This window comes from Bdellovibrionota bacterium (assembly GCA_040386775.1).
Lineage (GTDB): Bacteria > Bdellovibrionota > Bdellovibrionia > Bdellovibrionales > JAEYZS01 > JAEYZS01.
Genome location: JAZKEU010000017.1, coordinates 70,056 through 92,047, shown reverse-complemented (window position 1 = coordinate 92,047; position 21,992 = coordinate 70,056). Strand labels below are relative to the sequence as shown.

Annotated in this window: 23 protein-coding genes; 4 read left to right on the top strand and 19 right to left on the bottom strand. The window is 39.3% G+C overall.

Annotated features, from left to right (window positions below):
- Positions 1–160 precede the first annotated feature (160 nt).
- Both V4596_10580 and V4596_10575 read left to right on the top strand, forming a co-directional pair.
- A complete protein-coding gene (locus tag V4596_10580) occupies positions 161–964 on the top strand; it encodes a TIGR02147 family protein (protein ID MES2769577.1) in 804 nt (267 codons plus the stop codon).
- 85 nt (positions 965–1,049) lie between these two features.
- Positions 1,050–2,585 carry a protein-arginine deiminase family protein gene (locus V4596_10575; GenBank protein MES2769576.1) on the top strand — a complete coding sequence of 512 codons (1,536 nt, stop codon included), beginning with the start codon at positions 1,050–1,052 and terminating at the stop codon, positions 2,583–2,585.
- Between the two features lie 10 nt (positions 2,586–2,595).
- Here the strand turns inward: V4596_10575 and V4596_10570 are convergent, their stop codons facing one another.
- Positions 2,596–3,057: a flagellar basal body-associated FliL family protein gene (locus V4596_10570; GenBank protein MES2769575.1), complete on the bottom strand. Its 462-nt coding sequence runs from the start codon at positions 3,055–3,057 to the stop codon at positions 2,596–2,598.
- A 265-nt stretch (positions 3,058–3,322) separates the two neighbouring features.
- On the opposite strand from V4596_10570, the gene V4596_10565 reads away from it, so the two are divergent.
- Positions 3,323–4,384, top strand: coding sequence for a L,D-transpeptidase family protein (locus V4596_10565; GenBank protein MES2769574.1), 1,062 nt, complete (start codon positions 3,323–3,325; stop codon positions 4,382–4,384).
- Here V4596_10565 and V4596_10560 read toward each other — a convergent pair.
- The 10 genes from V4596_10560 to V4596_10515 form a co-directional block, all read right to left on the bottom strand.
- Complete coding sequence (locus tag V4596_10560) at positions 4,381–4,572, bottom strand: hypothetical protein (protein ID MES2769573.1); 192 nt, start codon at positions 4,570–4,572, stop codon at positions 4,381–4,383. The genes V4596_10565 and V4596_10560 overlap by 4 nt on opposite strands.
- A 100-nt stretch (positions 4,573–4,672) precedes the next feature.
- Entirely contained in the window at positions 4,673–5,437 is a 765-nt protein-coding gene (locus V4596_10555) for a rhomboid family intramembrane serine protease (GenBank protein ID MES2769572.1), read from the bottom strand.
- Positions 5,437–5,871, bottom strand: coding sequence for a methylmalonyl-CoA epimerase (gene mce, locus V4596_10550; GenBank protein ID MES2769571.1), 435 nt, complete (start codon positions 5,869–5,871; stop codon positions 5,437–5,439). Before mce ends, V4596_10555 begins: the two co-directional genes overlap by 1 nt.
- Positions 5,871–6,413, bottom strand: coding sequence for an HIT domain-containing protein (locus V4596_10545; GenBank protein ID MES2769570.1), 543 nt, complete (start codon positions 6,411–6,413; stop codon positions 5,871–5,873). The genes mce and V4596_10545 overlap by 1 nt, the downstream gene beginning before the upstream one ends.
- Positions 6,406–7,323 (bottom strand): signal peptide peptidase SppA, encoded by a 918-nt coding sequence (sppA, locus tag V4596_10540; protein ID MES2769569.1) that lies wholly within the window; start codon positions 7,321–7,323, stop codon positions 6,406–6,408. Before sppA ends, V4596_10545 begins: the two co-directional genes overlap by 8 nt.
- 171 nt (positions 7,324–7,494) lie before the next feature.
- Positions 7,495–9,264 (bottom strand): 30S ribosomal protein S1, encoded by a 1,770-nt coding sequence (locus V4596_10535; GenBank protein MES2769568.1) that lies wholly within the window; start codon positions 9,262–9,264, stop codon positions 7,495–7,497.
- Between the two features lie 237 nt (positions 9,265–9,501).
- Positions 9,502–10,167, bottom strand: a complete 666-nt coding sequence (cmk, locus tag V4596_10530; protein ID MES2769567.1) for a (d)CMP kinase — start codon at positions 10,165–10,167, stop codon at positions 9,502–9,504.
- 101 nt (positions 10,168–10,268) lie between these two features.
- Complete coding sequence (hisC, locus tag V4596_10525) at positions 10,269–11,369, bottom strand: histidinol-phosphate transaminase (protein MES2769566.1); 1,101 nt, start codon at positions 11,367–11,369, stop codon at positions 10,269–10,271.
- A complete protein-coding gene (gene ilvA / locus V4596_10520) occupies positions 11,366–12,595 on the bottom strand; it encodes a threonine ammonia-lyase (GenBank protein ID MES2769565.1) in 1,230 nt (409 codons plus the stop codon). Before ilvA ends, hisC begins: the two co-directional genes overlap by 4 nt.
- 10 nt (positions 12,596–12,605) lie before the next feature.
- Positions 12,606–12,830 (bottom strand): hypothetical protein, encoded by a 225-nt coding sequence (locus V4596_10515; GenBank protein ID MES2769564.1) that lies wholly within the window; start codon positions 12,828–12,830, stop codon positions 12,606–12,608.
- A gap of 169 nt (positions 12,831–12,999) precedes the next feature.
- Between V4596_10515 and V4596_10510 the strand changes: the two genes are divergently transcribed.
- Positions 13,000–13,617, top strand: a complete 618-nt coding sequence (locus V4596_10510; protein MES2769563.1) for a hypothetical protein — start codon at positions 13,000–13,002, stop codon at positions 13,615–13,617.
- 269 nt (positions 13,618–13,886) lie between these two features.
- Here V4596_10510 and V4596_10505 read toward each other — a convergent pair whose 3' ends face one another.
- From V4596_10505 to mutL, 8 genes are all read right to left on the bottom strand, one after another.
- Positions 13,887–14,210 carry a hypothetical protein gene (locus V4596_10505; protein MES2769562.1) on the bottom strand — a complete coding sequence of 108 codons (324 nt, stop codon included), beginning with the start codon at positions 14,208–14,210 and terminating at the stop codon, positions 13,887–13,889.
- A gap of 8 nt (positions 14,211–14,218) precedes the next feature.
- Positions 14,219–14,800 (bottom strand): hypothetical protein, encoded by a 582-nt coding sequence (locus V4596_10500; GenBank protein ID MES2769561.1) that lies wholly within the window; start codon positions 14,798–14,800, stop codon positions 14,219–14,221.
- Positions 14,801–15,091: 291 nt separating this feature from the next.
- Entirely contained in the window at positions 15,092–17,308 is a 2,217-nt protein-coding gene (locus V4596_10495; GenBank protein MES2769560.1) for a bifunctional (p)ppGpp synthetase/guanosine-3',5'-bis(diphosphate) 3'-pyrophosphohydrolase, read from the bottom strand.
- A 119-nt stretch (positions 17,309–17,427) separates the two neighbouring features.
- Complete coding sequence (gene rpoZ, locus V4596_10490) at positions 17,428–17,664, bottom strand: DNA-directed RNA polymerase subunit omega (GenBank protein MES2769559.1); 237 nt, start codon at positions 17,662–17,664, stop codon at positions 17,428–17,430.
- Positions 17,665–17,711: 47 nt separating this feature from the next.
- Entirely contained in the window at positions 17,712–18,275 is a 564-nt protein-coding gene (gene gmk / locus V4596_10485) for a guanylate kinase (GenBank protein ID MES2769558.1), read from the bottom strand.
- Between the two features lie 36 nt (positions 18,276–18,311).
- Positions 18,312–19,190, bottom strand: coding sequence for a YicC/YloC family endoribonuclease (locus V4596_10480; protein MES2769557.1), 879 nt, complete (start codon positions 19,188–19,190; stop codon positions 18,312–18,314).
- Between the two features lie 34 nt (positions 19,191–19,224).
- Positions 19,225–20,157, bottom strand: coding sequence for a tRNA (adenosine(37)-N6)-dimethylallyltransferase MiaA (gene miaA, locus V4596_10475; GenBank protein ID MES2769556.1), 933 nt, complete (start codon positions 20,155–20,157; stop codon positions 19,225–19,227).
- Complete coding sequence (gene mutL, locus V4596_10470; protein ID MES2769555.1) at positions 20,154–21,992, bottom strand: DNA mismatch repair endonuclease MutL; 1,839 nt, start codon at positions 21,990–21,992, stop codon at positions 20,154–20,156. The genes miaA and mutL overlap by 4 nt, the downstream gene beginning before the upstream one ends.

Below are 21,992 nucleotides of genomic sequence, written 5' to 3'. Positions count from 1 at the left end.
TGGTTTTTTCTGTTCACGTTTCGTTATTGTTCGTATTGATGAATGCATTATGACCTTGAGCATTAATTATCGATAGATTTGTTTAGTAAATAACTAATAAAATAATTTACTATTAAGTAAATATATTAAAATACCGAAGTATTATTAGTAGGATGCAAATATGAATATTTATGAGTTTATTAGCTATAAAACGTATTTAAAGGCCTGGTTAAAAGCTCTCCCGAAGAAAGGTCACGGCGAAAGCCGTCGTATTGCCGAGGCTTTGGGAATCAGCACAACCATGATCAGCCAAGTGCTAAATGGCGAAAAGAATTTCAACTTAGAGCTCGCTTCCGATCTTTGTGACTACCTTGGGCTCAACGAAAAAGAAACGGATTATTTTTTTCTACTTGTTGAGTTTGAAAGAGCCGGCACTCACCGCTTAAAACAAAAATTAAAAAAGAAGATTGAAAGATTAAAAATCCAAGCATCGGTTCTTAAGGAACGATTAGAGAAAGACAAAGAACTTACAGATCATGATAAAGCCACGTTTTATTCTTCATGGATTTATAGCGGGATTAGAAATTTAATTGCGACGGATACAAGTCTTACGATTGATTCCATTTCGCAAAGACTTCAGATTCCTCGAAATCAAATTCAAAAGATTTTAGATTTTTTACTGGAAAGTGGATTGTGTGAGCTGAAACAAAATAAATACCTAGTCGGAGCCAAGAGAACTCACCTAGGCAACGATTCCCCTCTTGTGACTAAGCATCACCAGAATTGGCGCATGCAGGGTTTTAATAAGATGATCTTTGCTGAGGACAAGAACCTCTTTTATACTGCTCCCATGTCTTTATCGAAAGAAGCCGCCCAAAAGATACGACAAGAATTGCCTGCCTTTATTGAGAAGATCAACAAATGGGTGGTGGACTCGGATTCAGAGATAGTTCGGTGTTTGAATATAGACTTCTTTGAGTATTAAGCTGGTAATCATCTAAAGTCCTGACTATCGTCTAGAGGACATAACCTCCATTGAATTTAGCTCCTATTTTTCGGATAATTAAAAGATGAGACTGCGCCTCATATACATATTTTATTTTATATTCATAAGCTCCCTTAAAAGTTATGCAGCCTGCCCCGAATGGATTAGCAATAAATCCAATCTTCCCCTGTGCCCTGAGAAAGGACAACTTGTTCCCGAAACATATCCCGTGGCAGCGGTGGTCGTATCTGATAGTGGGTCATACGAAAGGGATAGCCAATTCGCAAGTGAACTTGTTGAAAAAACTTTGCTGGCCGCAGGAGAAAATCCTCCCTTGATTGTGCTCCCCGTATCTGACGCAACCATGGAAAGAATAAACAACTCCATTGATTCTTTAAAAATTTCCGAAGCCAAAAAAAAGAAATTCAAAGCGCTGCTACAACAAGTGCCCGTTAAAAGTTACACTTGGCAAAAGGACTATATGCAAGCCTTTGTAAACCCCCAAAGCGGTCAAATTTCTTTGAGAGAAGTTTCCAATTACTCTTCTGCGGTACGAAAAAATAAATTTGATAAGGGCAGCTTTAGGGGAATCACCGAAGCCAGCAAGAAATGTGGATTTCTAGAAGGACCACCTCTCACCTCTCCAGCTACCGACTCTCTTCGCTCTGGTCATTCCGCGGGAAATATTGGCACCCTTCCCACTGGCATATGCCTTCTGGGGAGTGATAACTTTCAAGGTCAAGAATGGGAAAACTATGCTTCTGAAGTTTGTGATAAAAGTCCAAAAAATAGAATAAAAGTTCCTACATCTTGGTTGCAAGTTGGGCATACCGACGAAGTCATCAAGGTGATAAGAAACAAAAATAATCCCGCACCTTGCGATTTTTCAATAACTTTTGCAAGCCCCAATAAGGCCCTCGAACTTTTAAAGGTAAATCCTGAAGGATCATTTATAAATTTTAAGAAAAAAAATACGGAATCTCTTAATGACACTTTCATCAGAAGAGTAACCCACCATCAAGGCCTCAATCTTTTGTGTCGCAAAAAAATCCAACTCCAATATGACCAAAAAAAGAATCCTTCATCGCAAGGAGTTTCGCAACTACTTAACTTAAGAGACATACTATTAAATAAAGCTTTTGCAGAATCTCCGGCTCTAGAAAATTGTGAAAACCTGAGCAATAAAGATGTTTACAGAATTTTGACTGAAGATTCAGAACTGAAGATCTATAACCAACTTATTCAAGAACAGATAGATAATCTAAAAAAGGATGTTCTCGCCAAATTGCAAAAAGCACTTCCTGCGTGCAAAATAGATGCTTTAGATGTTCCAAATATATTTTACGGAGGCCAACCCGTCAAAACATCAAAAAATAAATATATTCTACCCCATGGCATGGCTAAATCATTCTTACCCAGTCCCACCAATTCCGTTGCCGTTGCTGAAACCATAATTTCACCGGAACCTGCAAACGATATCTTTAGAAAATACCTCCAAGTCGAATACGAAAAAAGAGGTTTGAAATCAGAATTTATAGACACCTTTGATTACGCTCATTTGGGCGGAGGCAATCTACATTGCGCTACAAACACGATACATATTTGCAGACCTAGAAATTAAAATAAAATATTTATTTTACAATCAATTCCGTAAAGTAAACATTCTTGATCACCCCATCAACCATAAGGTCATTCAGAGTGGTCGAGATTTGCTCCTTCAGACGGAGCTTGCCTTGAAGGGTTTCGATATCATCAAACTGCTTTCCATTTAGGATTCTAACGACAGCATCTCTGCCTTTTGATCCCAATCTAATAACTTGTTCGTATCCGGTTTTATCTAAGAGTTCTAGGTTGATTTCCGTCTGCACGATTCTTCTTGGGTATCCATCAAGATTCACCGTAAATTTATCCATTGTGTAGACGTGGGGAGTTTCATCCCTTTTATCTCGGGCTTCCTCTAGTTTTTTGATTTCTTGCTCTTCTCTGATGACTGGAGATTCTCCACCCATGGTTGAAGCATACACAAGACCTAGGCCCACACACATTGATGCCACATTTATTCCGACAAAACCTAGTTTAACCATTTTTTTCATATAGTTTACCCCGACCCACAATTGGTCTCTACACTCTACATTAGTCCTATCGGAGTAGCAGACAAAGGTCTTAACTCTTAGAGAGAGATTCTCACCGTGAGACATAGATTCTTCTCGAAAAATTAAAATGGCCAAGAATTAAACATTTTTAAGAAGTTTCAGGGCACGCTCGAGGGTAAAACTAAGAAATCACTAGCAATTGCAGAGCTAAATTAGGACCTATCCGTGACTTGACAAAAACCCCTAAAATTCATGACAATAAAGTGTGAAGATAAATTTCAGAACACCACTCCTAAGCTTGGCTTTCGTTGGCGCAGTATTGTCGCCGGCTTCGCAGAATCTCAATGCCGAAGAACCGCAGAAAGAGCCACAGACACAACCGCAGTTCGAAAAATTAGTTCCTGATAGTCTTATCAATTTAGGAAAAGGTCCTTTTTATTCCAACCATGTTTTTGTGGTGGATAAATCAAGACGCACTTTGAATGTTTGGGAACAATCCGACAAAGGCTATTACAAGATCAAAGAAATCAATGCAGACTTTGGCAGAACCATGGGTGACAAAGTTTCTGTGGGAGACCACAAAACTCCAGAAGGGATTTACTTTTTCCCGTCTTACCTAGATAAAGCAAAATTGAATTTCCAAGAATACGGAATGCATGACGTAAGAGCCTTTCCCATGAACTATCCCAACCTTTTCGATCGTAGAGACGGAAAAACAGGATATGGAATTTGGCTCCACACTTTGCCAGACAATACTCCGCTCACCAGGGGATCTCGTGGTTGCGTTGTAATCCGAAATAATGATTTTGATGAAGCCATGAAACTCATCAAGCTCAATAACACTCCGATCATGGTCCATGATGAAGTGAAGTACGTTTCTCCAAAAGAAATCGAAGTACAAAGAGAATTAATGGTGGCTTGGCTTAAAAAATGGCTCGAGTCATGGCAATCGAAAAATTTAGATAGTTACATGAGCTACTTCGACAAATCTTTCCGCTCTAAACGGATGAATTGGGATCAGTGGAAAGAGTATAAATCAGGATTGGCTACAACTTATGGTGAAATCAATATCTCGATTTCTGAACCCCGAATCATTCACTTCAGAGATGAATGGGTTGTGCAGTTCATTCAAAAATATAAATCTGATAAGTACGAAGATTTCGGTCACAAGACTTTGTTTATCAAAGGGACTACGATTGAGAACTTAAAAATTATTGCGGAAGATTTTGATGTTACAACATCGTCTATCGCGATTGCTCAGTACGATGCTGCAAACTTCAGTTGTTGCACTAATCTTGATAGAAAACTCACAACAACAAAGAACTAATGAGATTGTGCTGAACGATCTTCGTCGTCTAAATCAAAAAGATTCAGAGTTTCTGAATTGCTTGCAACATCTTCAAGAGTTTCAAGGTGTTTATCGAGATCTTTTTGAGTCAATTCACCATACTTCATGAGATTCTCAGTTAAACGTTTGTCGTACTTTAACTTCTTCATTGCATCACTTAAACTCATATTCACCTCTTTAAAGATTTAAAGGACAATTAATACGTTCAATCACCGAATATTTCAAGCTTATTATGACGCACATCTGTGGAAAAGGTGCGGCTCACCTTTAGTTCCAGTATTTGGGTTTGTCGTTGTTGACGATGAGTTTTAGGTTGGACTTCTTTTTTCCGCCGCCATCACCGCCGCTGCCTTTGTTGCGTTTTTCGCGATTAGCCCAAATGGTGAGGTATAAGAAGCCAGCAACGATTCCGCCCAGATGAGCAAGGTTTGCAGCTTGACCGCCAGCAATGCCGCGACTCATGAGCATTGAGAGCTCAATAACACCAATAATGGTCACGAACCACTTGGCCTTTATGGGAAAGATAAACATGAAAAGCATCTGTCTTTCACCAAATAAAATACCATAAGCCAGTAGCAATCCAAAGATAGCACCTGAAGCTCCAATGACCGGAATTTGAAGCGGAGTGATGTGACCTGTAATAGCATAGTAACCCACAACGCCGATGAAATAGATGATTGCAGCGCCAACACCAGAGGCTAAGTAGTATTTAAGAAAACCCTTCGATCCCCACTTTTGCTCTAGCTCTCCTCCGATCATCCATAGGGTGAACATGTTGAACACCAAGTGCATGGGATTAGAAACATCATGTAGGAACATGTAAGAAGCAAATTCCCAAACAAAGAAGTTCAAGAAAATATTTTGCGGAACCAATCCAAAATAAAGGGATAAATCGAGTGATGGAAAAATATATCCTTCAACAATGACCTGAAGAACCAACCAAATAGCAACGTTTGCAATAATGAGGTACTTCACAACTTTTGTGAGGGGCATGACTGTCGGCTGTCCACCACCATAGCCTGCATTTCTCATTATTTCTCCTCCGCCATTTTTTCACTTAACATCTTCTCACTTAATTCTACGAGAACGCCACTGCAACTTGCAGGATGAATAAAACAGACTTTGCAATTATGGGCACCTTTGAAGGGTTTCTCATGAATAAGTCTGACTCCTTCATTTTTGAGTTTTTCCATTACTTTTTCAATGTTTTTAACTCGGTAACAAATATGGTGAATTCCTGGACCTCTTTTTGCTAAAAATTTAGCAACAGCACTCTCCGGCGAAGTCGGCTCAAGCAACTCTACAGAAACATTGTTTTCAAATTGGATAAATCCAACTTTTACTTTTTCTGAAGCAACAACTTCAGTGTCCATTTTTGTCCAACCCATATGCTTGTAGAATTCAAAACCTTTTTCGAGGCTTTCAACTGCTACACCAATATGATCTATTTCAAAACCTGGTCTCATTAACCTTTAGCTCCCATGATATTCGCCTTATTTCTAAAGTACGCACTGAGTTTACGGTAAGTTTCCTCTAGAGCTTCAGGAACTACCTTTGTTTCTGCAATCAATGGGAAGAAATTCATGTCACCTCTAAATCTTGGAACCACATGGTAGTGCAAATGATCGGGAATTCCCGCGCCTGCTGCTTTATCTAAATTTAGTCCCAAGTTCGTGCCGTGAGCTTCATAAACATCTTTTACTGCTTTTACAGCAAGTCTTAGAGTGTTGTGTAGATCTTCAAATTCACTTTGCGTGAGTGTTAAATAATCACCTTCGTGACGCTTTGGAATAACTAAGATGTGCCCTGTATTGTAAGGATATTTATTTAAAACAATCATCGAATAATTTGTTTTATAAACTGTCAGTGTATCAAAAGAACTTTCAAGTCTCCCCGCTTGGCAGAAAACGCATTCTTTATCTGCATCGGTACGCTTAATGTATTTCCAACGGTCGGGTCTAAATAAAATTGAAAGCCTTGCCCCAAGACCACTTGTACGATTATTCACCGAAAGTTCCCTTCATCATAAATAGCGGTTGCCCCATCATCTTCAATTGATTTGTCATAATGTTGATGGCTTTATTTTCGGATCGAGATTCTTCTTGGTTGGAAGTGATGAATTCCATAATGCTGTCGTATTCTCTTGGTGGCTCAAAAACTTCAGGATTTTTCCCGAGCTTTGTCATTTCACCCAAAATTTCTAAAGCATCTGTGTAAGTTCCCACTTGATCAGCAAAACCCAAAGCCACAGCTTGTTCGCCCGTGAAGATTCTTCCGTCAGCATAGGGAGTTACTTTCTCCATCGGCAGATTACGGCCTTCAGCGATGGCTTTTTTGAACTGAAGCAAAACATCATCCATTAGGCCTTGAAGGAATTTTTTCTCGTCCTCTCTCATTTCTCTATACTCAGCACCCGTGTCTTTGTAAGCGCCCGTCTTGATCACAAATCTTTTGATCTTTGCCCAATCATAAAGTTTTTCTAAATTTGCAAACTCCATGATCACGCCGATGGAACCAACAAGAGTTCCTGGATTTGTAACAAACTTGTCCGCAGCCATCGCCGCATAGAACGCTCCACTTGCCACCAAACCTGATCCACTCACCACGATGGGTTTTTTATATACTTCTTTTGTTCTTTTGAGCTCAGCGTAGATTTCTTGGCTTGGACCAACCACTCCGCCTGGAGAATTCACATGAACTAGAATACCTTTGATCTCTGGAACTTCACGGTACTTTCTTAATTGTTTTAAGAATGTTTTTCCGTCCATGATGATGCCATCAAGTTCGAGTTTCATGATTGCGTTTCCGCTCACATGTTCTTTACTTTTAAATACTGAAGAAAATAATCCACCCGCAAGAAGGGTAAAAAGAAAACCAACAACAACGACAACACCAATAAATTGAAAAAACTTTCTCATGATGAATCCTACTCCTTTAAAGGTACCCCGTGGTTTTTAGTAACCATGGTGCGGAATTCATTGCGCGCTATGGTTACTAAAAACCACGGGGTACCAGGATAAAAAAAAAGCTCTGGAAAATCCAGAGCTTTCATTGTTTATGATTATAACGTCAGAATATAACGTTGCGAATTATTCTTCGTTTTTGCCTTTAAGTGCATCACCGAATAGATCGCCCAAGCTAGTCTTTGACGTTGCCTTTGCTTTCTTCATGTATTCGCCCACATCCGCTTTTTCAGCTCTCAATTGAACGAGTTTCGCAGACAATCCGATTCTTCTAGCTTCTTTGTCGATAGTAACAACTTCAGCTTTGATCGTATCATTAACTTGAACTACTTCTTCAGGCTTAGTGATACGGTTTTTAGAAAGTTCAGAAATATGGATTAAACCTTCGATATCTGAATCGAGTTCAACAAATACACCAAAATCAGCTGTCTTCGTAACTTTAACGTCATGTTGAGAGCCAACTGGGAATTTGTCGTCAATAGCTGACCATGGGTCGCCATCTAATTGCTTAATACCAAGGCTGAATCTTTCGTTATCGATATCAACACCTAAAACAACCGCACGAATTTTCTCACCTTTTTTGAACATTTCCGAAGGATGATTCACACGCTTTGTCCAAGAGAAGTCAGAGATGTGAACAAGTCCATCGATCTCGTCTTCAATACCAACGAAGATACCAAATTCCGTAACGGATTTGATTTCGCCTTCGATGATTGTCCCTGGTGGATATGTGTCTTTCAATTCTAACCATGGGTTCGGTTGAAGTTGTTTTAAGCCAAGAGAAATTCTTCTGTTCTCAGAATCAACTTCTAGAACTTGAACTTCTACTGCTTCGCCTTCTTTCAATAATTGAGAAGGGTGCTTCACTTTTTTAGTCCAGCTCATTTCTGAAACGTGGATTAAGCCTTCAATGCCGTCATTCAATTCAACGAATGCACCATACTCCGCAAGAGAAACGATTTTTCCGGAAACTTTTGTTCCTGGAGTGTATTTCTCTTTTACTTTTTGCCATGGGTCATCTTGAAGTTGTTTTAGACCAAGAGATACTCTCTCTTTTTCTTGATCGTACTTAAGTACTACAACGTCGATTTCATCTCCAAGTTTAATCAACTCAGAAGGATGCTTTACTCTACCCCAGCTCATGTCTGTGATATGTAAAAGACCATCGATTCCACCTAGATCGATAAACGCACCGTAATCCGTAATGTTTTTCACAATACCATTTACTTTAGCGCCTTCTCTCATTGTATCGATAGTTTGAGTTTTAAGAGATGTTCTTTCTTCTTCTAAGATTGCTCTACGAGATAGAACGATGTTACCGCGTTTTTTGTTGAACTTGATAACTTTGAATTTATATTTTTTGCCAACATAAATATCAAGGTTTCTCACTGGTCTAATATCAATTTGTGATCCAGGTAAGAATGCCTTAACACCGATATCCACACACAATCCGCCCTTCACTTTAGAGATAACTGTACCCTCTACTTGCTCTTGGTTTTCTGCTGCACGCGAAATATCGTTCCATGCTTTCAACATATCTGCTTTGTCTTTTGACAATACAGCCATGCCATTTTCATTTTCAATTTTTTCAATGTAAACTTCAATCTTATCACCTGGTTTTACACTTAGAGTGCCAGCACCAGTTCTGAATTCGTGAATTGGAATTAGACCTTCAGATTTGTAGTTGATATCGACTAATACGTAGTCAGATTGAGTTTCAATGATCGTTGCCGTAACAACATCACCTTGTGAGAACGTCGCTTCTCTAGCTGACTCTTCAAACAATTTGGAGAAAGATTCTTTTCCGTTTTGGGCGCTCTTTGCACCTTCAACTTCTACATCAAGGGCATCGAGTGCGGCTAAAACTTTTTTTCTAGCTTCTGCTTGTTTACTCATTTTATGCTCCTCGCTTTTCGTTTGGTTTGGCATTAATAAACCTCCTGCGGACTGGGTGAGCATTCGCCAAAAAATTAAATGCTCGAGTCCTTACATAAATTCACTTTGAATGTCGTAAATTCGACTCTCATAATTGGTTAGATTAAGAGGGGTAGATTCAAAGCGTTGGAGAAGGTTATCAGAGAGGATACCATTACAGTCAAAGGGTTTTTAAATGGTGCGAAAATAGTAGAGCATTTACTTATTCTTATTCGTAAGAATGGACTTAGAAAGCTCTTCAATGTGTTCTACCACTTCATGCAAAGTCATCGTACTCGTATCGATAATATGAGCGCCTTGAGGAGCCATTAGCGGAGCTACTGTTCTTGTTAAGTCTTGGTTATCTCTTACTTTTTGCTGTTTTTCGACCTCTTGAGCATTAGATCCTGTCTGTTGCGAACGTCTTAAAGCGCGGTTCTCGCTGTCGGCATCGAGGTAAATTTTGAGTTCAGCATTGGGAAAAACGACGCTGCCACAGTCTCGCCCTTCTGCAACAAGTCCCTTTGGTGTTTGGCAGTCTCTTTGAGCTCCTAAAAGCATTTTTCTGACTGTTGGATATTGGCTAATCTTACTCGCCACCAAACCCACGCTCTCTTGGTGAGCCTCAGCCGTTACATCTTTCCCGTCAAAAACCACGTGAGTTTTTTCTGGGCTCATTTGAACTTTCCAAATTTTAGATTGAGCAAGTTTGGCGATGTCGCCTTCGTTGTCTAGATTTGCATTGGTCTGTTGAGCGACGTATGCCAACCCACGATAGAATGATCCCGTAGAGACCCAGTCACAACCTAAACGTTTTGCCAATTCACGACTCACAGAACTTTTTCCGGAAGCTGCGGGTCCATCAATTGTAATTACAAAACTCATCTGGTTATCTCTTTTTTTGCGATCTCTTTTTATGTACGATCTCAATAATTCCATCATCATATATTTTACCTAAATCTTTTAGGTCGCTTAGAAGTTTTTTACTAAATATTTTTCAGTACTTCTTTTAAGCTTTCGATAGCTTTTTTATTTTCTGCCATCGTGCCCACCGACATTCTCATGTGAGTTGGAAATCCGTAGTTTTTTACGGGTCTCAAAATCACGCCCCTCTTTAATAGCTCTTCAAAAATTAAAGACGAGTCGGCTTTTAAGTCAAAGAAAATAAAGTTACCTTGCGAAGGGCAATATTCCAAACCCATGTTTTTGAGCTCAGATTCAAAATACTCTAAGCCCTGCCAAACCACTTCCTGAGATTTTTTAATATAATCAGAGTCATTGAGCGCGACGTCAATTGTAGATGCTGTAATATTGCTCACATTGAACGGAAGTCTGATTCTTTCTAATAAATCCACAATGTGAGGATCGGCCATCATAAACCCAAGTCTTAATCCTGCCAGGCCATGAACTTTGGCAAAAGTTCTTAGCACTACGACATTTTTAAATTCTTTAAATAAACTTTGAGAATTTGGATAATCCGCAGCTCTCACAAATTCGTTGTAAGCTTCATCGATCACAAGAAGCACATCCCCGCGTCCACGCACTTTGTTCAGTAATGGCTCGAGTTCTTTACGAGAAATATACATTCCTGTGGGATTATTTGGATTCGGTAAGAAAATAATTTTATGCTTATCTGTCAAAGCATTTGCCATGGCTTCGATGTCCATTTGGAAATTTTTTTTGATAGGCACTTCCGTCACATTCACGCGGTTCACATGTGCACAAACTTTGTATGCAATAAATGAGGCTTGAGAAATTAATATCTCATCTTGATTGGGCTCACAGAAAACTCTGATCAACATATCAATCAATTCATTGGAGCCATTTCCCAAGCTAATATTATTAGGTTGAACCTTAAAGTGGGTGGCAATGATTTTCTTAGAGGTGATGTAAGAAGCATCTGGATATCTGTGAATATCTGTGAGTGCTTTCCTTGCAGCTTCTAAAACTTTTGGGTTTGGGCCTAAAGCATTTTCGTTGCTTGCTAGTTTTACGATTTCTTTTAATCCGTACTCTCTTTGTACTTCTTCGATAGATTTTCCGGCAACGTAAGGTTTGAGATTTTGGATAAATGGGGAAATTTTCATATCACCCTTCCATATTGTGAGAGAGCTTTTTTGATTTCGTCAATCTGTGCCCAACCACTTGTTTCAAGAATGAACTCGATAGATGTTTCACCCAAATGTAATTCGGCTGTGCTGCGATCATGAATCACTTCAATGATATTGCATCTATGGTCTGCAAAAACGGAGGTGAGTTTTGAAAGTACTCCAGGAACATCGTTCACCGCCACTTTGATGTGTGTGAGCCTACCGTTTTTCATTAAACCTCGCTCAATAACTTTAGCGATGATATTCATATCGATATTTCCGCCGCAGAGAAGAATGCAAACTTTCTTACCCATTTTTTCTTTATATTTTTTTGCAGCTGCCAGTGCGACAGCACCCGATCCTTCAACTACAGATTTTGCTCTCTCCATCAAAAATACGATGCTTTCTGCAATTTCGTCTTCTGTAACGGTAACGATATCATCTACCAACTTCATAATATAATTATCAAAGACGTACGGCGAAACACCTTTTACAGCAATACCATCAGCAATTGTGGAGACTGTTTCTGAAATTTTAGTAATTTTTTTATTTTTAAACGACTGAGTCATTGATTGCGCGCCTTCGGCTTGTACACCGATGATCTTGCAGTTGGGTCTCAAGGCTTTCACGGCAGTCGCGATACCTGAAATGAGTCCACCTCCTCCAATAGGGACAACAACCGTATCCACATCAGGAAGATCTCTCACGATTTCTAAACCAATTGTCCCTTGGCCAGCGATCACATAGAAATCATCATATGGATGAACAAAGACTCGGCCTTCAGCTTTTTCAATTTCTTTCGCTTTTTCGAAAGCTTCATCGTAGTAGTTTCCATGAAGCACTACTTCAGCACCATAATTTTTTGTTGCTGTCACTTTCACAAGCGGAGCTTTTATAGGCATTACAATTTTAGAATTTACGTTCAATCTTGATGCTGCAAGCGCAACACCTTGCGCATGGTTTCCGGCAGAACTTGCCACGACTCCACGCTTTTTTTCTTCGGAGGTAAGATGAAAAATTTTATTGGAAGCCCCACGGATTTTAAAACTTCCCGTAAGCTGTGTGTTTTCGAATTTTAAAAAAACCTCTGTACCGATGAGCTTTGAACAACTGATGGAATAATCGAGCTCAGTTTTTTTGATCAAACTTTTGAGCGTTTCACTGGCACTTTCGATGTCTTTAAGAGTGACAACTTTCTGACTGATTATATTCTTGTCTGGCATACCCTAGAAGTTATGCCGAATCTTCTCTCCATACAAATGAAATTCCAATGATGGGTTTGGATTTTTTGGGCTCGATATGTATTTCATTCTCCACATCTGATCTTAAAAATTGATTTAGATCGTCACAAAAATAATATTTCACGAAATACTTTTGGCAAGATTCACACTGCTCCACTTCAGAGTCTGCTGAATTTATGTGATCGCAACGATGGCAGAGTCGATAATGCTTTTTCATACGATTACTCATCGGACCATGGTCTTGAGTATTTTAGGATCACTCGATTTTAGTCTTAATATTTTTTCTTTTAACCAAAAAAATGTGTGATTCCAGATGTTTAGCTTTTTGAAAAACGCTCAAGTATGAGATGTTTCATTCCGATACTTTATGTATCAGGGGAAATCACATGCTGAAGTTATTTAAGCCGTCTAAAAATGAAGCTCAAAAGAGCAAAGTTATCGCTACCGGAATTGCTATTTCTATAGCACTTGTGGCCTTCCAAAACTGCGGGAAAGTCAGCAAAGTAAGCCCTGACGGCGTAGATCATGCGGCGGAACAAAAACCTGCTGTATTGGATTTAAGCTCATCGGATTCACTAACACTTCTTGCCAATGGCGAAGAAGGATTCGGGCTTTACGCTTATGACGTCAACGTGGCTTCAGGTGAAGTTACACGCACAATTTATGAAGTGCCAAAAGACGACCCTGCCAATAAACCTGTGAAGCTTTGTTTGAATGAAGAAAAAAGATTAAAACTAGAGCAAGAATTGAACGAATCTAGCGTTTGTTTTTTCAGCACAAAAAGTGGGCCAGATAGATCCTGCATTCAAGTGTACAAATATCCTTACGCAATCATAAAAGAGTCTAGAGATGGAACTAGCAATGTTGCGAGCAATACCTACAAGCTAGGCGAGAATTCATCAGCATGCGTAGACTTCTATGATGTTTGCACAGACAACCGCGAAGACTTTATCGGTGCAGTCGCTGAAGCAGTTGCGGGATTGGATTCTTCGACTTGTGATTAAGAGATTCTATAAAAAAAGCGCCGGCGATTCGTCTGCGCTTTTTTATTTGTAATGATAAATTTTATTTTTTCTTAGCTGGTTTTTACTTCTGAACTTCCTCAGCTGTTTCAACCTACTTTGTCTATTCAATGTAGGGTTTCATTTTCTGAAATCCAAATCTTTCTATTGCCGCTCTTTGATTGTGGGCTCTACATAGTAGTCTTAGGTTTTGGATTGTAGTTTTACCGCCCATAGCGATTGGGATGATGTGGTCGTATTCGAGAAATTTTTTAGAAGTGCAGTTTTGATGGACGCAACTGACCTTTATCTCTCATGTACACTTCTTGTTTTATCGTGGATGGAATGTATCTTGGGTTTTTGGATTTCACTTCCGTTGGAGGAAGTAGTGGCGCGTTAGAGGTGGGTTGTTTTATGCTACTAATTATTCTGTTGATTTGTGTTTGTGTAGGAATATCAGATTTAGCTTTATTTGATTTTATCTTTCTAGCTTCAGATCTTTTTATCTTTTCTATTGGATCGATCTTTTGAATGACGATCTCTGCCATTGCTTCGATCAGCTCTTGATCTGTCATGGTTGGGTTTTTGTGGGACATTAAGGCTTTTATCTTAGCTTTGAAATAAGGTCTTTATTTAAAACTACTTTAAGTTCAGTTTTCTCTGGCGTTAATTCTTTTCTTTTCTCTTGAGGAACGCCTTGCGGGGAAATAGCGATCAATTCTTGGATGCATTCTCTAGAAGATTTGTTTTCTAGCTTTTCTAATACTTCTTTCTTTTCTATTACAGAATAGCTTTTACCTACTTTAGCTTCTTGTCTGAAAAAGCTTTGGGCTTGAGAAATGGAAGATAAATTCAAATCCCCGAAAATAATCTTTTCTTCAAGTTCTGGGATCAGCTTCATAGCTCTCATGGAATCAATCCTTCTTTGAGCGGAGGCACTCGAGTATTTTAGTACTTTCAAGCAATACTCAAAGAGTGAAGGATAGTTCTTGGAATAAAGTCTTCTTCTTTCAAGTTCTGCTAATTTGTGAAGAACAATAATTTTATGATGAGTTTCATCAGCGACAGATTGTTTAAGTGATATTTCTAGATCGATATCTGATAAGTGTTTATAGTTCCTGTGTTCTCCTTTGAACAAAGGAGAACATACCACATGATTTTGGAATTCAATTTTTAGCGATTTCAAAAACTGAAAGTGCAACTCATAAAATAGATTTACACTTACATATAAGCTTCCCTCTGCGAGAGCTAAGTAAAAATATAAAAACCAAACGAAAGAAAAAATAAATCCAATCTAGCTCTTCTAATCAACTAAGAAACGCGTCAATTAATTTCCAAAAAATATTTTAAAATAACGCAATTGCGACACATAAAGGTGCAGGGCACTTTTTTTGAATTGACGCAATGACAGTACAAAAAACTAGGGGGTAACTTTTATTTGAGCCAGTGCGAAACACAGGTAGGCTAATGCCTAAACCTAAATGCCGCTGACTCTGTCGACTTTAATAACGCCTTTGATTTTTTGAAGATTCTGAATCACCGTCAAAAGTTGGTTTGTGTCCTTCACCTTTACGTCGAAGATACAAATCGCTTTTTGGTCTTTATTCGTTCTAATTTTGGCATTGTAGATGTTCACACCGCTCGTAGCAAAAGGATCTGAGAGTTTCTGCAATAACCCCGGAGCATCTTGACAGACTATTCGTATCTTTGTCATCCCGCCCGCTTCAGATTGGTTGTTCCAAGACACATCTATCTGTCTATCGTTATCCATGGAGAATACTTTTTGGCAAGAAGCTTGGTGAACCGTTACGCCTCTCCCCCGTGAGATAAAACCAATGATTGGATCTCCTGGAATTGGCTGACAGCACTTACCATATCTCACCAACAGATCAGACATTCCATCTACGATAATTAGGGAGTCGGATTTCTTTCTTTTCTTGGCGGCACTTTTGAAAACTTTCTGTAAGAACGTTTCTTGTTCTGCTTCCGCCGACTTCGCCACTTTTTCTGCAAACAGGTCCCCCACCTCGTGGGCCAAAACTTTACCGTAACCGATTTGCATAAAGAGTTCTTCCAACTCTACAACTTTCATTTTTTCTTTTATTTTTTCTAAATTTTGGCCCTTAAAGTATTTGTCTGGAGAAAGCTGTCTTCCTCTCATTTCTTTTTCTAAAAGTTCTTGGCCAATTTCTGTTGCGCGCTTTCTCTCTTCCGTACGAATGAAACTTCTGATCTTGGATTGGGCACGAGATGTAATACACATCTTGAGCCAATCTTTGGAGGGCTTTTGTGTCGTCGAAGTTAAAATTTCAACCGTATCACCATTTTTAAGTACATGTTTTAAAGGAACCATTCTTCCATCGATTTTTGCACCCACCGTCCGGGCACCCACATTGGTGTGAATGGCGTAGGCAAAATCTAACGGAGTCGCTCCCTCTGGCAATTCATGAACGTCACCCTTTGGAGTAAACACATAAATTTCAGAATCAAAAAGATCGGTTTTTACGTTTTCTAGGAATTCGCTCGAATCCCCCACTCCCGATTGCTCCGAGAGTACATCTTGGATCCAATTGAATTTATCAATCGTGGTTTTGTCGACCGTTCCACCCAGCTTGTAGTTCCAATGGGCGGCAATCCCACGCTCAGCGACGTCGTGCATTTCTTTGGTACGAATTTGAATTTCAATTCGCTCGGCCTCCGGGCCAATCACAGTGGTGTGCAAACTTTGATAGTTGTTGGTTTTTGCCATGGCGATAAAATCTTTGAATCTTCCCGGCACCGGACGATATTTACTGTGGACCACGCCGAGAGCTTCGTAACATTGAGCTACCGATCCCACGATAATTCTGAATGCAAGAACGTCATGAATCTGTTCAAACTCTATATTTCTTTCCTGCATTTTTTTGTAAATAGAATAAAGATGTTTTGGTCTCCCTTGAACTTCAAGAGCAATACCTTCTTTCTTCATTTCGGTATCTAAGATTTTTTTTACATCCGCGATATATCTTTCTCGCTCTGTTTTTTTCATCGCCACTTTTTGCGCAAGAGAATAATAAATATCTGGCTTTAGATATCTAAGAGCTAAGTCTTCTAACTCGATCTTCCAATTGCTGATACCCAATCTATGTGCAAGAGGGGCATAGATATCCAACGTTTCCTCTGCAATGCGCGCTTGTTTAGCGTAAGGCATATGACTCAAAGTTCTCATATTGTGAAGGCGATCAGCTAATTTTACGATCACCACGCGAACGTCCTTACCCATGGCAACCATCATCTTGCGCACGTTCTCTGCTTGCTTTGCGTGAGTGTTTTTGTAATTCATCTGAGAAATCTTGGTTACGCCATCAACAAGAGCCGCGACGTTTTTTCCGAAATGAGTTTCGATATCTTTGAGAGTGAGCGTGGTGTCTTCTACCGTGTCGTGAAGAAGACCTGTAGCAACGGTATTTAAATCTAATTTTAACTCTGTAAGAATCCCAGCCACTGAGAGTGGATGAGAAATGTAAGCTTCACCACTACGACGAATTTGTCCCTCGTGAGCTTTCTCAGACATCTCGTAAGCTTTTTTGATGAATTCTAAATCTGCATTTGGATAGTAGGATGTGATTCGCTCGAGAAGGTCGTTCAAAACTTTGATTGGCTTTAAACCCTTATCTTCATTTTGAATGGCTGCTATTGCCGTTTTTTCTGCCATGAGATTCCCGCTTCGTGCCGTCTAGGTGATCCCTTAACTCTAATGTTAAGTGCCTTCCTTAATCGGAGAAAACCTCAAAAATATGAATAGGATAAATAGGTCTAGATTGTATTTTCGTACTATTTTTTGAGGTCTGCACTGATCTCATTCAAAGCACGTCTCTCATCAACGCCATCAAAAGCTACAGAACCATGAGCCACTTCTCTAAGCGCCAGAACGATCTTCTTGTTGTCTTTTGCTGGAAGAGTTGCCGTTCCACCTTTAATGAGTTGTTTAGCTCTTTTTGCAACGAGCATAACCAATGCAAATCGATTTGGAAGGTTTTCTAAACAATCTTCAACTGTAATTCTAGCCACAATAAGCTCCTCTGGTTTCAGCACTTGTATGTATCAGGCTGATACAATTAACCTTTTTGCATGATGTCTTCAATGATTTTCTTGAATTCAGAGTAGGCTTTGTCGAATTTATCATTCACGATTTGGAATTCAAAGCGCGAAACGTGCTCCATTTCCTTTTTGGCGTTAGCTAAGCGGAGTTCTAGATCCTTTGAATTCACTCCATCACGTTTCTGAAGTCTTTTGCGCAGCTCGTCAAATGATGGTGGCTGAATGAAAATGTACACTGCATTCGGGAAAATCTTTCTGAAAGTATCCGCTCCTTGAACATCCACATCCATAATCAAATAGCGATTTTTAGACCATGCCTTCTCAAAAACATCACTCGGAGTTCCATAAAAATTGGTGTGTACAGTCGCATGCTCCACAAAAAATCCACGATCTTTTAGTTCTTGAAATTGTTCCTTCGAAACAAAATGGTAAGGATTTCCTTGAGATTCCCCAGGACGCATAATGCGCGTGGTGTAAGTGATAATGTCGTCAAGATTAGAGAATTCTTGGATGGCTTTTTCACAAAGCGAGGACTTGCCGGCTCCACTCGGTGCTGAAACTATAAATAGTTTTGTTCTCATAAAATCATCCAAAGTTGTTTTACTATTCTGCTATGCTTATTCTATGTTTTGAGACTGCTCTCTTATTCTTTCAATTATTGATTTAGAGTCTACCACAGATTGAGTGATCTTGAACATCTGAGATTTTGATCCAATCGTATTCATCTCTCTTAAGAGCTCTTGTGTGTAGAAATCTAGCTTTTTACCAATGAGATCCTTGGAGCTTATAAGCTTTTTAATCGACTTTAAATGCTCTTTGAATCTAAAGATCTCCTCTGAAATATCCATTCTGTCCATTTGAGAGATGATTTCTTGCGCAAGTCTTTGGTCAGAAACAATGTCATCGCTCTTTAAGACTTTTGACTTGTCAGAGTGCTGCTTTTTTAGAGTTTGGATTTGCTTTGTTGCGTGCGCTTGGATCACTTTTAAATTGTCGCTCAAAGAATCTAGGTAACCGAAAACTTCTTTTTGAAGACCTTCGCCCTCTCTAGTTTTTTCCTTTAGACAGCTTTGCAGTGCTGAATCTATAAGTACATTCAATGTTTTGATTTCTTTTGGCGTCACCGCTACGTCTTCATTGATAACAAATAAATTAGGAATTTGCGCGATTGTATCCATGGAAACTGATGACTTTATTTTGAGCTCTTGAGAAAGATCGTGAAAGGCCTTCATCCAATTTCTAGCGAGGTCTTTTTTTACGGAAACTTGTGCGCTTTCTTTTAATGGATCTTTTTTACGACCCATAAAAATGCTCACGGATCCGCGTCTTAAAATATTCGTACTGCGCTTTTTGATATCGCTTTCTAGTTTTAAATATTCTGGAGGAAGATGGGTTCTGATTTCCAAAAATCTACCGTTGACGCTCTTGATTGAAACTTCAATAAGGCCAAAGTCTGTTTTCTGTGAGGCGTACCCATAACAAGTCATGCTTTTCATATATTATGATTCTCCGAATATCAATGACCAGAGCTTACATCTCTTCTTCAATAAATTGAACGATTTTTTCAGTCGCCTGAAGGTCTTCAGACAATGAAACATCAAACCATGTCATGTCTATGTCCTTTTTAAACCAAGTCATCTGCCTTTTTATAAGGCCCATGGTATTTTTTACGATTTCTTCACGCAGTTGATCTTGCGGGAGTAAACCTTTTAAGAAGAGTTGTACTTCTTTATAACCCACGCTCTGAAGCGCATCCCATTCTTCTAAGCCTTTTTCGACAAGGTCCTTTACTTCTTCAATAAGACCTTCTTTAAGCATTTTTTCGGTACGCTGTAGGACTCTATTTCTTAAATTTTCTTTATCCGTTCTTAAGCCAATCTTAATGCATTTGTATGGAAACTTTTCTTCGGAAAATTTATTTTTATACTCTGAAAATGGAATCCCCGTTGCGCGATAAACTTCTATGGCTCTTGCTATTCGATACGAGTCATTGGCATTTAGGATTTTGGCATTTTCTGGATCAACACGCTTTAATTCTTCATAAAGATCTATGGTTTTTTCGTTTTTAACTTTTTCTTGAATCTCGACTGGAATGTCTGGAACTTTATAAAGCCCATTGATCAAGGCCTTGATGTAAAAACCGCTACCACCAACGATATAGAACTTCTGGATCCCTTCTCTTGATCTTTTTTCGATCACCTCGAGAACTTCTCTACGGAATTGTCCCGCTGTATAGGCTGAACCTTCCGCGAGGTGTCCAATCAAATGATGAGGAACCGCCTCCAGCTCTTCTTTTGTGGGCTTTGCTGATCCAATATTTAGAGATTTATAGACTTGGATGCTATCGGCATTAATGATTTCTCCACCCATTTTTTGCGCCGCTTTGATTGCTAAATTTGTTTTTCCGGAGGCGGTAGGTCCTAGAATAAATACCACGCGGATTGCGCTCTTCGCATCAATCACACGATTCTTCCAAAATCTCTATCCAACTCTCTAAAGCTCAATTGCTTAAAGACGGGTCTACCATGAGGACAGAAGCTTGAGAGTGGAAATTCATCCATTCTTTCCAATAACTCTTTCATTTCTTCATTCGAAAGAGATTGCCCGGCGCGAATGCTAGAATGGCAGGCGATCGTGGCAAAGACATCAGAAATTCTTTTTTCGAGAGAATAGGAATCACCTTGTTCATAAGCGTCTTCTGCCATTTTGTTTAAAATTTCTGAGAGTGCTTTTTCTTTTACTAACGTCGGTGCGGAATTCACCGAAATTGTTGTCGGACCTGCTTGTTCGATTTCGATTCCGATTTTTGTAAGGCTATCTTTTAAATTTAAAATCGCTTCAAACTTATCCGGCTCAAAATCAAGATTGAGGGGCAGTAAATAATTTTGAACTTCAAACTGTCCGTTCTTAAAAGACTTCATGAGTTTTTCAAAATTCACTCGCTCGTGAGAAGCATGTTGATCCACCAAAAACAATGCATGTCTAGATTGGGCAAGAATGTACGTGAGGTTCACTTGGCCTAGCACCTGCAACCCACCCCACATAGGATCAGCACCTACACCGTCAAGATTTGCCTGCGCGAGAGCTGGTTGCTGAATGTAGGTTTGTTGAGGTGTCTCGTAATTTTCCAAGGAAGACATGTCATAATTTTTTTGTTTAAACTGCGTATGATGGAAACCTGCCGAATCGGATTTGAAAGCATTTTGACTATAATCACCTTGAACAACCGAGTTTTGATAATAATTATGAACGGCTTGTTCAATATTTGCGGTGCGATCTACTGATGCCGAATTTTCTGATCCTTCGAACATATTTTTAAGCCAAGGAGCTTTTTCCAAAGAATCCCTTACCGATCCATGAACCATTCTGAAAGCCATACCTGGATCTTGGAATTTCACTTGAGATTTTGCCGGATGGATATTCACATCAATCAATTGCGGATCACAATCCAAGTGTAAAACCGCGTAAGGATATTCTCCGTGCATCAAAAGATTTCTATACGAATCTAGAATTGCTTTTTGAAGTCCGCGATCTTGAATCCATCTTTTCTGTACAAAAATCCAAATGTGTTGCGAAGTTTTTGCGACCAGATTTGGAGAAGAATGGATCGCGTGGGCTTTCATCTGAGTATTTTCTCTTGTGTTCTCAAAAAGTTCTGTCACTTCCAAAACGTTCAAAGTGCGCGAAAGCAGCGAATCTGTTTTTGGATAGAAAGCCTTTAACACACCTTTTTGTTTTACTTTGAAAGTGGTTTGCGGATGAGAAAGAGCAAAAGCCTTTATCACTTTCATAATTTGTGTGACTTCAGATGAATCGGATTTTAAAAACTTGAGTCGTGCGGGAACATTACTGAATAACTCATCAATCGTAATTTGCGTTCCATGATCTCCGCCGATTTCAAAAACATCACTTTGGTTTCCAAAATCAGATTTGATTTGTAGCGCAGATTTTGCGTTTTTTTGTCGTGTTACGATGGACATTTGACTTACGGCTGCTGCGGAAGCTAAGGCCTCGCCACGAAATCCGTAAGTTTTCAAACTCCAGAGATCAGAGAAATCTTTCAATTTACTTGTGGAGTGACGATTCAAAGAAAGATTCAAATCTTCTTTACTCATCCCAGAACCGTTATCTTGAATTTTTAAGAATTTTCCGCCGATATCCAGATCAATTTCAATCTCCGTAGCCCCGGCATCAAGGCTATTTTCCACGAGCTCTTTCACGAGATTTGCTGGTCTTTCTAAGACCTCGCCCGCAGCGATCTGATTGATAACTTCTTTTGAAAGAATTTGAATCGACAT

What these genes read in the sequence shown, in the direction of transcription:
- V4596_10535 (MES2769568.1), bottom strand. Translation starts at nt 9,264, where the DNA reads ATGAGTAAACAAGCAGAAGCTAGAAAAAAAGTTTTAGCCGCACTCGAT.
- V4596_10575 (MES2769576.1), top strand. Translation starts at nt 1,050, where the DNA reads ATGAGACTGCGCCTCATATACATATTTTATTTTATATTCATAAGCTCC.
- V4596_10495 (MES2769560.1), bottom strand. Translation starts at nt 17,308, where the DNA reads ATGGCAGAAAAAACGGCAATAGCAGCCATTCAAAATGAAGATAAGGGT.
- V4596_10560 (MES2769573.1), bottom strand. Translation starts at nt 4,572, where the DNA reads ATGAGTTTAAGTGATGCAATGAAGAAGTTAAAGTACGACAAACGTTTA.
- ilvA (MES2769565.1), bottom strand. Translation starts at nt 12,595, where the DNA reads ATGCCAGACAAGAATATAATCAGTCAGAAAGTTGTCACTCTTAAAGAC.
- sppA (MES2769569.1), bottom strand. Translation starts at nt 7,323, where the DNA reads ATGAGAAAGTTTTTTCAATTTATTGGTGTTGTCGTTGTTGTTGGTTTT.
- cmk (MES2769567.1), bottom strand. Translation starts at nt 10,167, where the DNA reads ATGAGTTTTGTAATTACAATTGATGGACCCGCAGCTTCCGGAAAAAGT.
- V4596_10555 (MES2769572.1), bottom strand. Translation starts at nt 5,437, where the DNA reads ATGAGAAATGCAGGCTATGGTGGTGGACAGCCGACAGTCATGCCCCTC.
- V4596_10480 (MES2769557.1), bottom strand. Translation starts at nt 19,190, where the DNA reads ATGAAAAGCATGACTTGTTATGGGTACGCCTCACAGAAAACAGACTTT.
- mce (MES2769571.1), bottom strand. Translation starts at nt 5,871, where the DNA reads ATGAGACCAGGTTTTGAAATAGATCATATTGGTGTAGCAGTTGAAAGC.
- V4596_10510 (MES2769563.1), top strand. Translation starts at nt 13,000, where the DNA reads ATGCTGAAGTTATTTAAGCCGTCTAAAAATGAAGCTCAAAAGAGCAAA.
- hisC (MES2769566.1), bottom strand. Translation starts at nt 11,369, where the DNA reads ATGAAAATTTCCCCATTTATCCAAAATCTCAAACCTTACGTTGCCGGA.
- V4596_10505 (MES2769562.1), bottom strand. Translation starts at nt 14,210, where the DNA reads ATGTCCCACAAAAACCCAACCATGACAGATCAAGAGCTGATCGAAGCA.
- V4596_10580 (MES2769577.1), top strand. Translation starts at nt 161, where the DNA reads ATGAATATTTATGAGTTTATTAGCTATAAAACGTATTTAAAGGCCTGG.
- V4596_10515 (MES2769564.1), bottom strand. Translation starts at nt 12,830, where the DNA reads ATGAAAAAGCATTATCGACTCTGCCATCGTTGCGATCACATAAATTCA.
- V4596_10570 (MES2769575.1), bottom strand. Translation starts at nt 3,057, where the DNA reads ATGAAAAAAATGGTTAAACTAGGTTTTGTCGGAATAAATGTGGCATCA.
- mutL (MES2769555.1), bottom strand. Translation starts at nt 21,992, where the DNA reads ATGTCGATTCAAATTCTTTCAAAAGAAGTTATCAATCAGATCGCTGCG.
- gmk (MES2769558.1), bottom strand. Translation starts at nt 18,275, where the DNA reads ATGAGAACAAAACTATTTATAGTTTCAGCACCGAGTGGAGCCGGCAAG.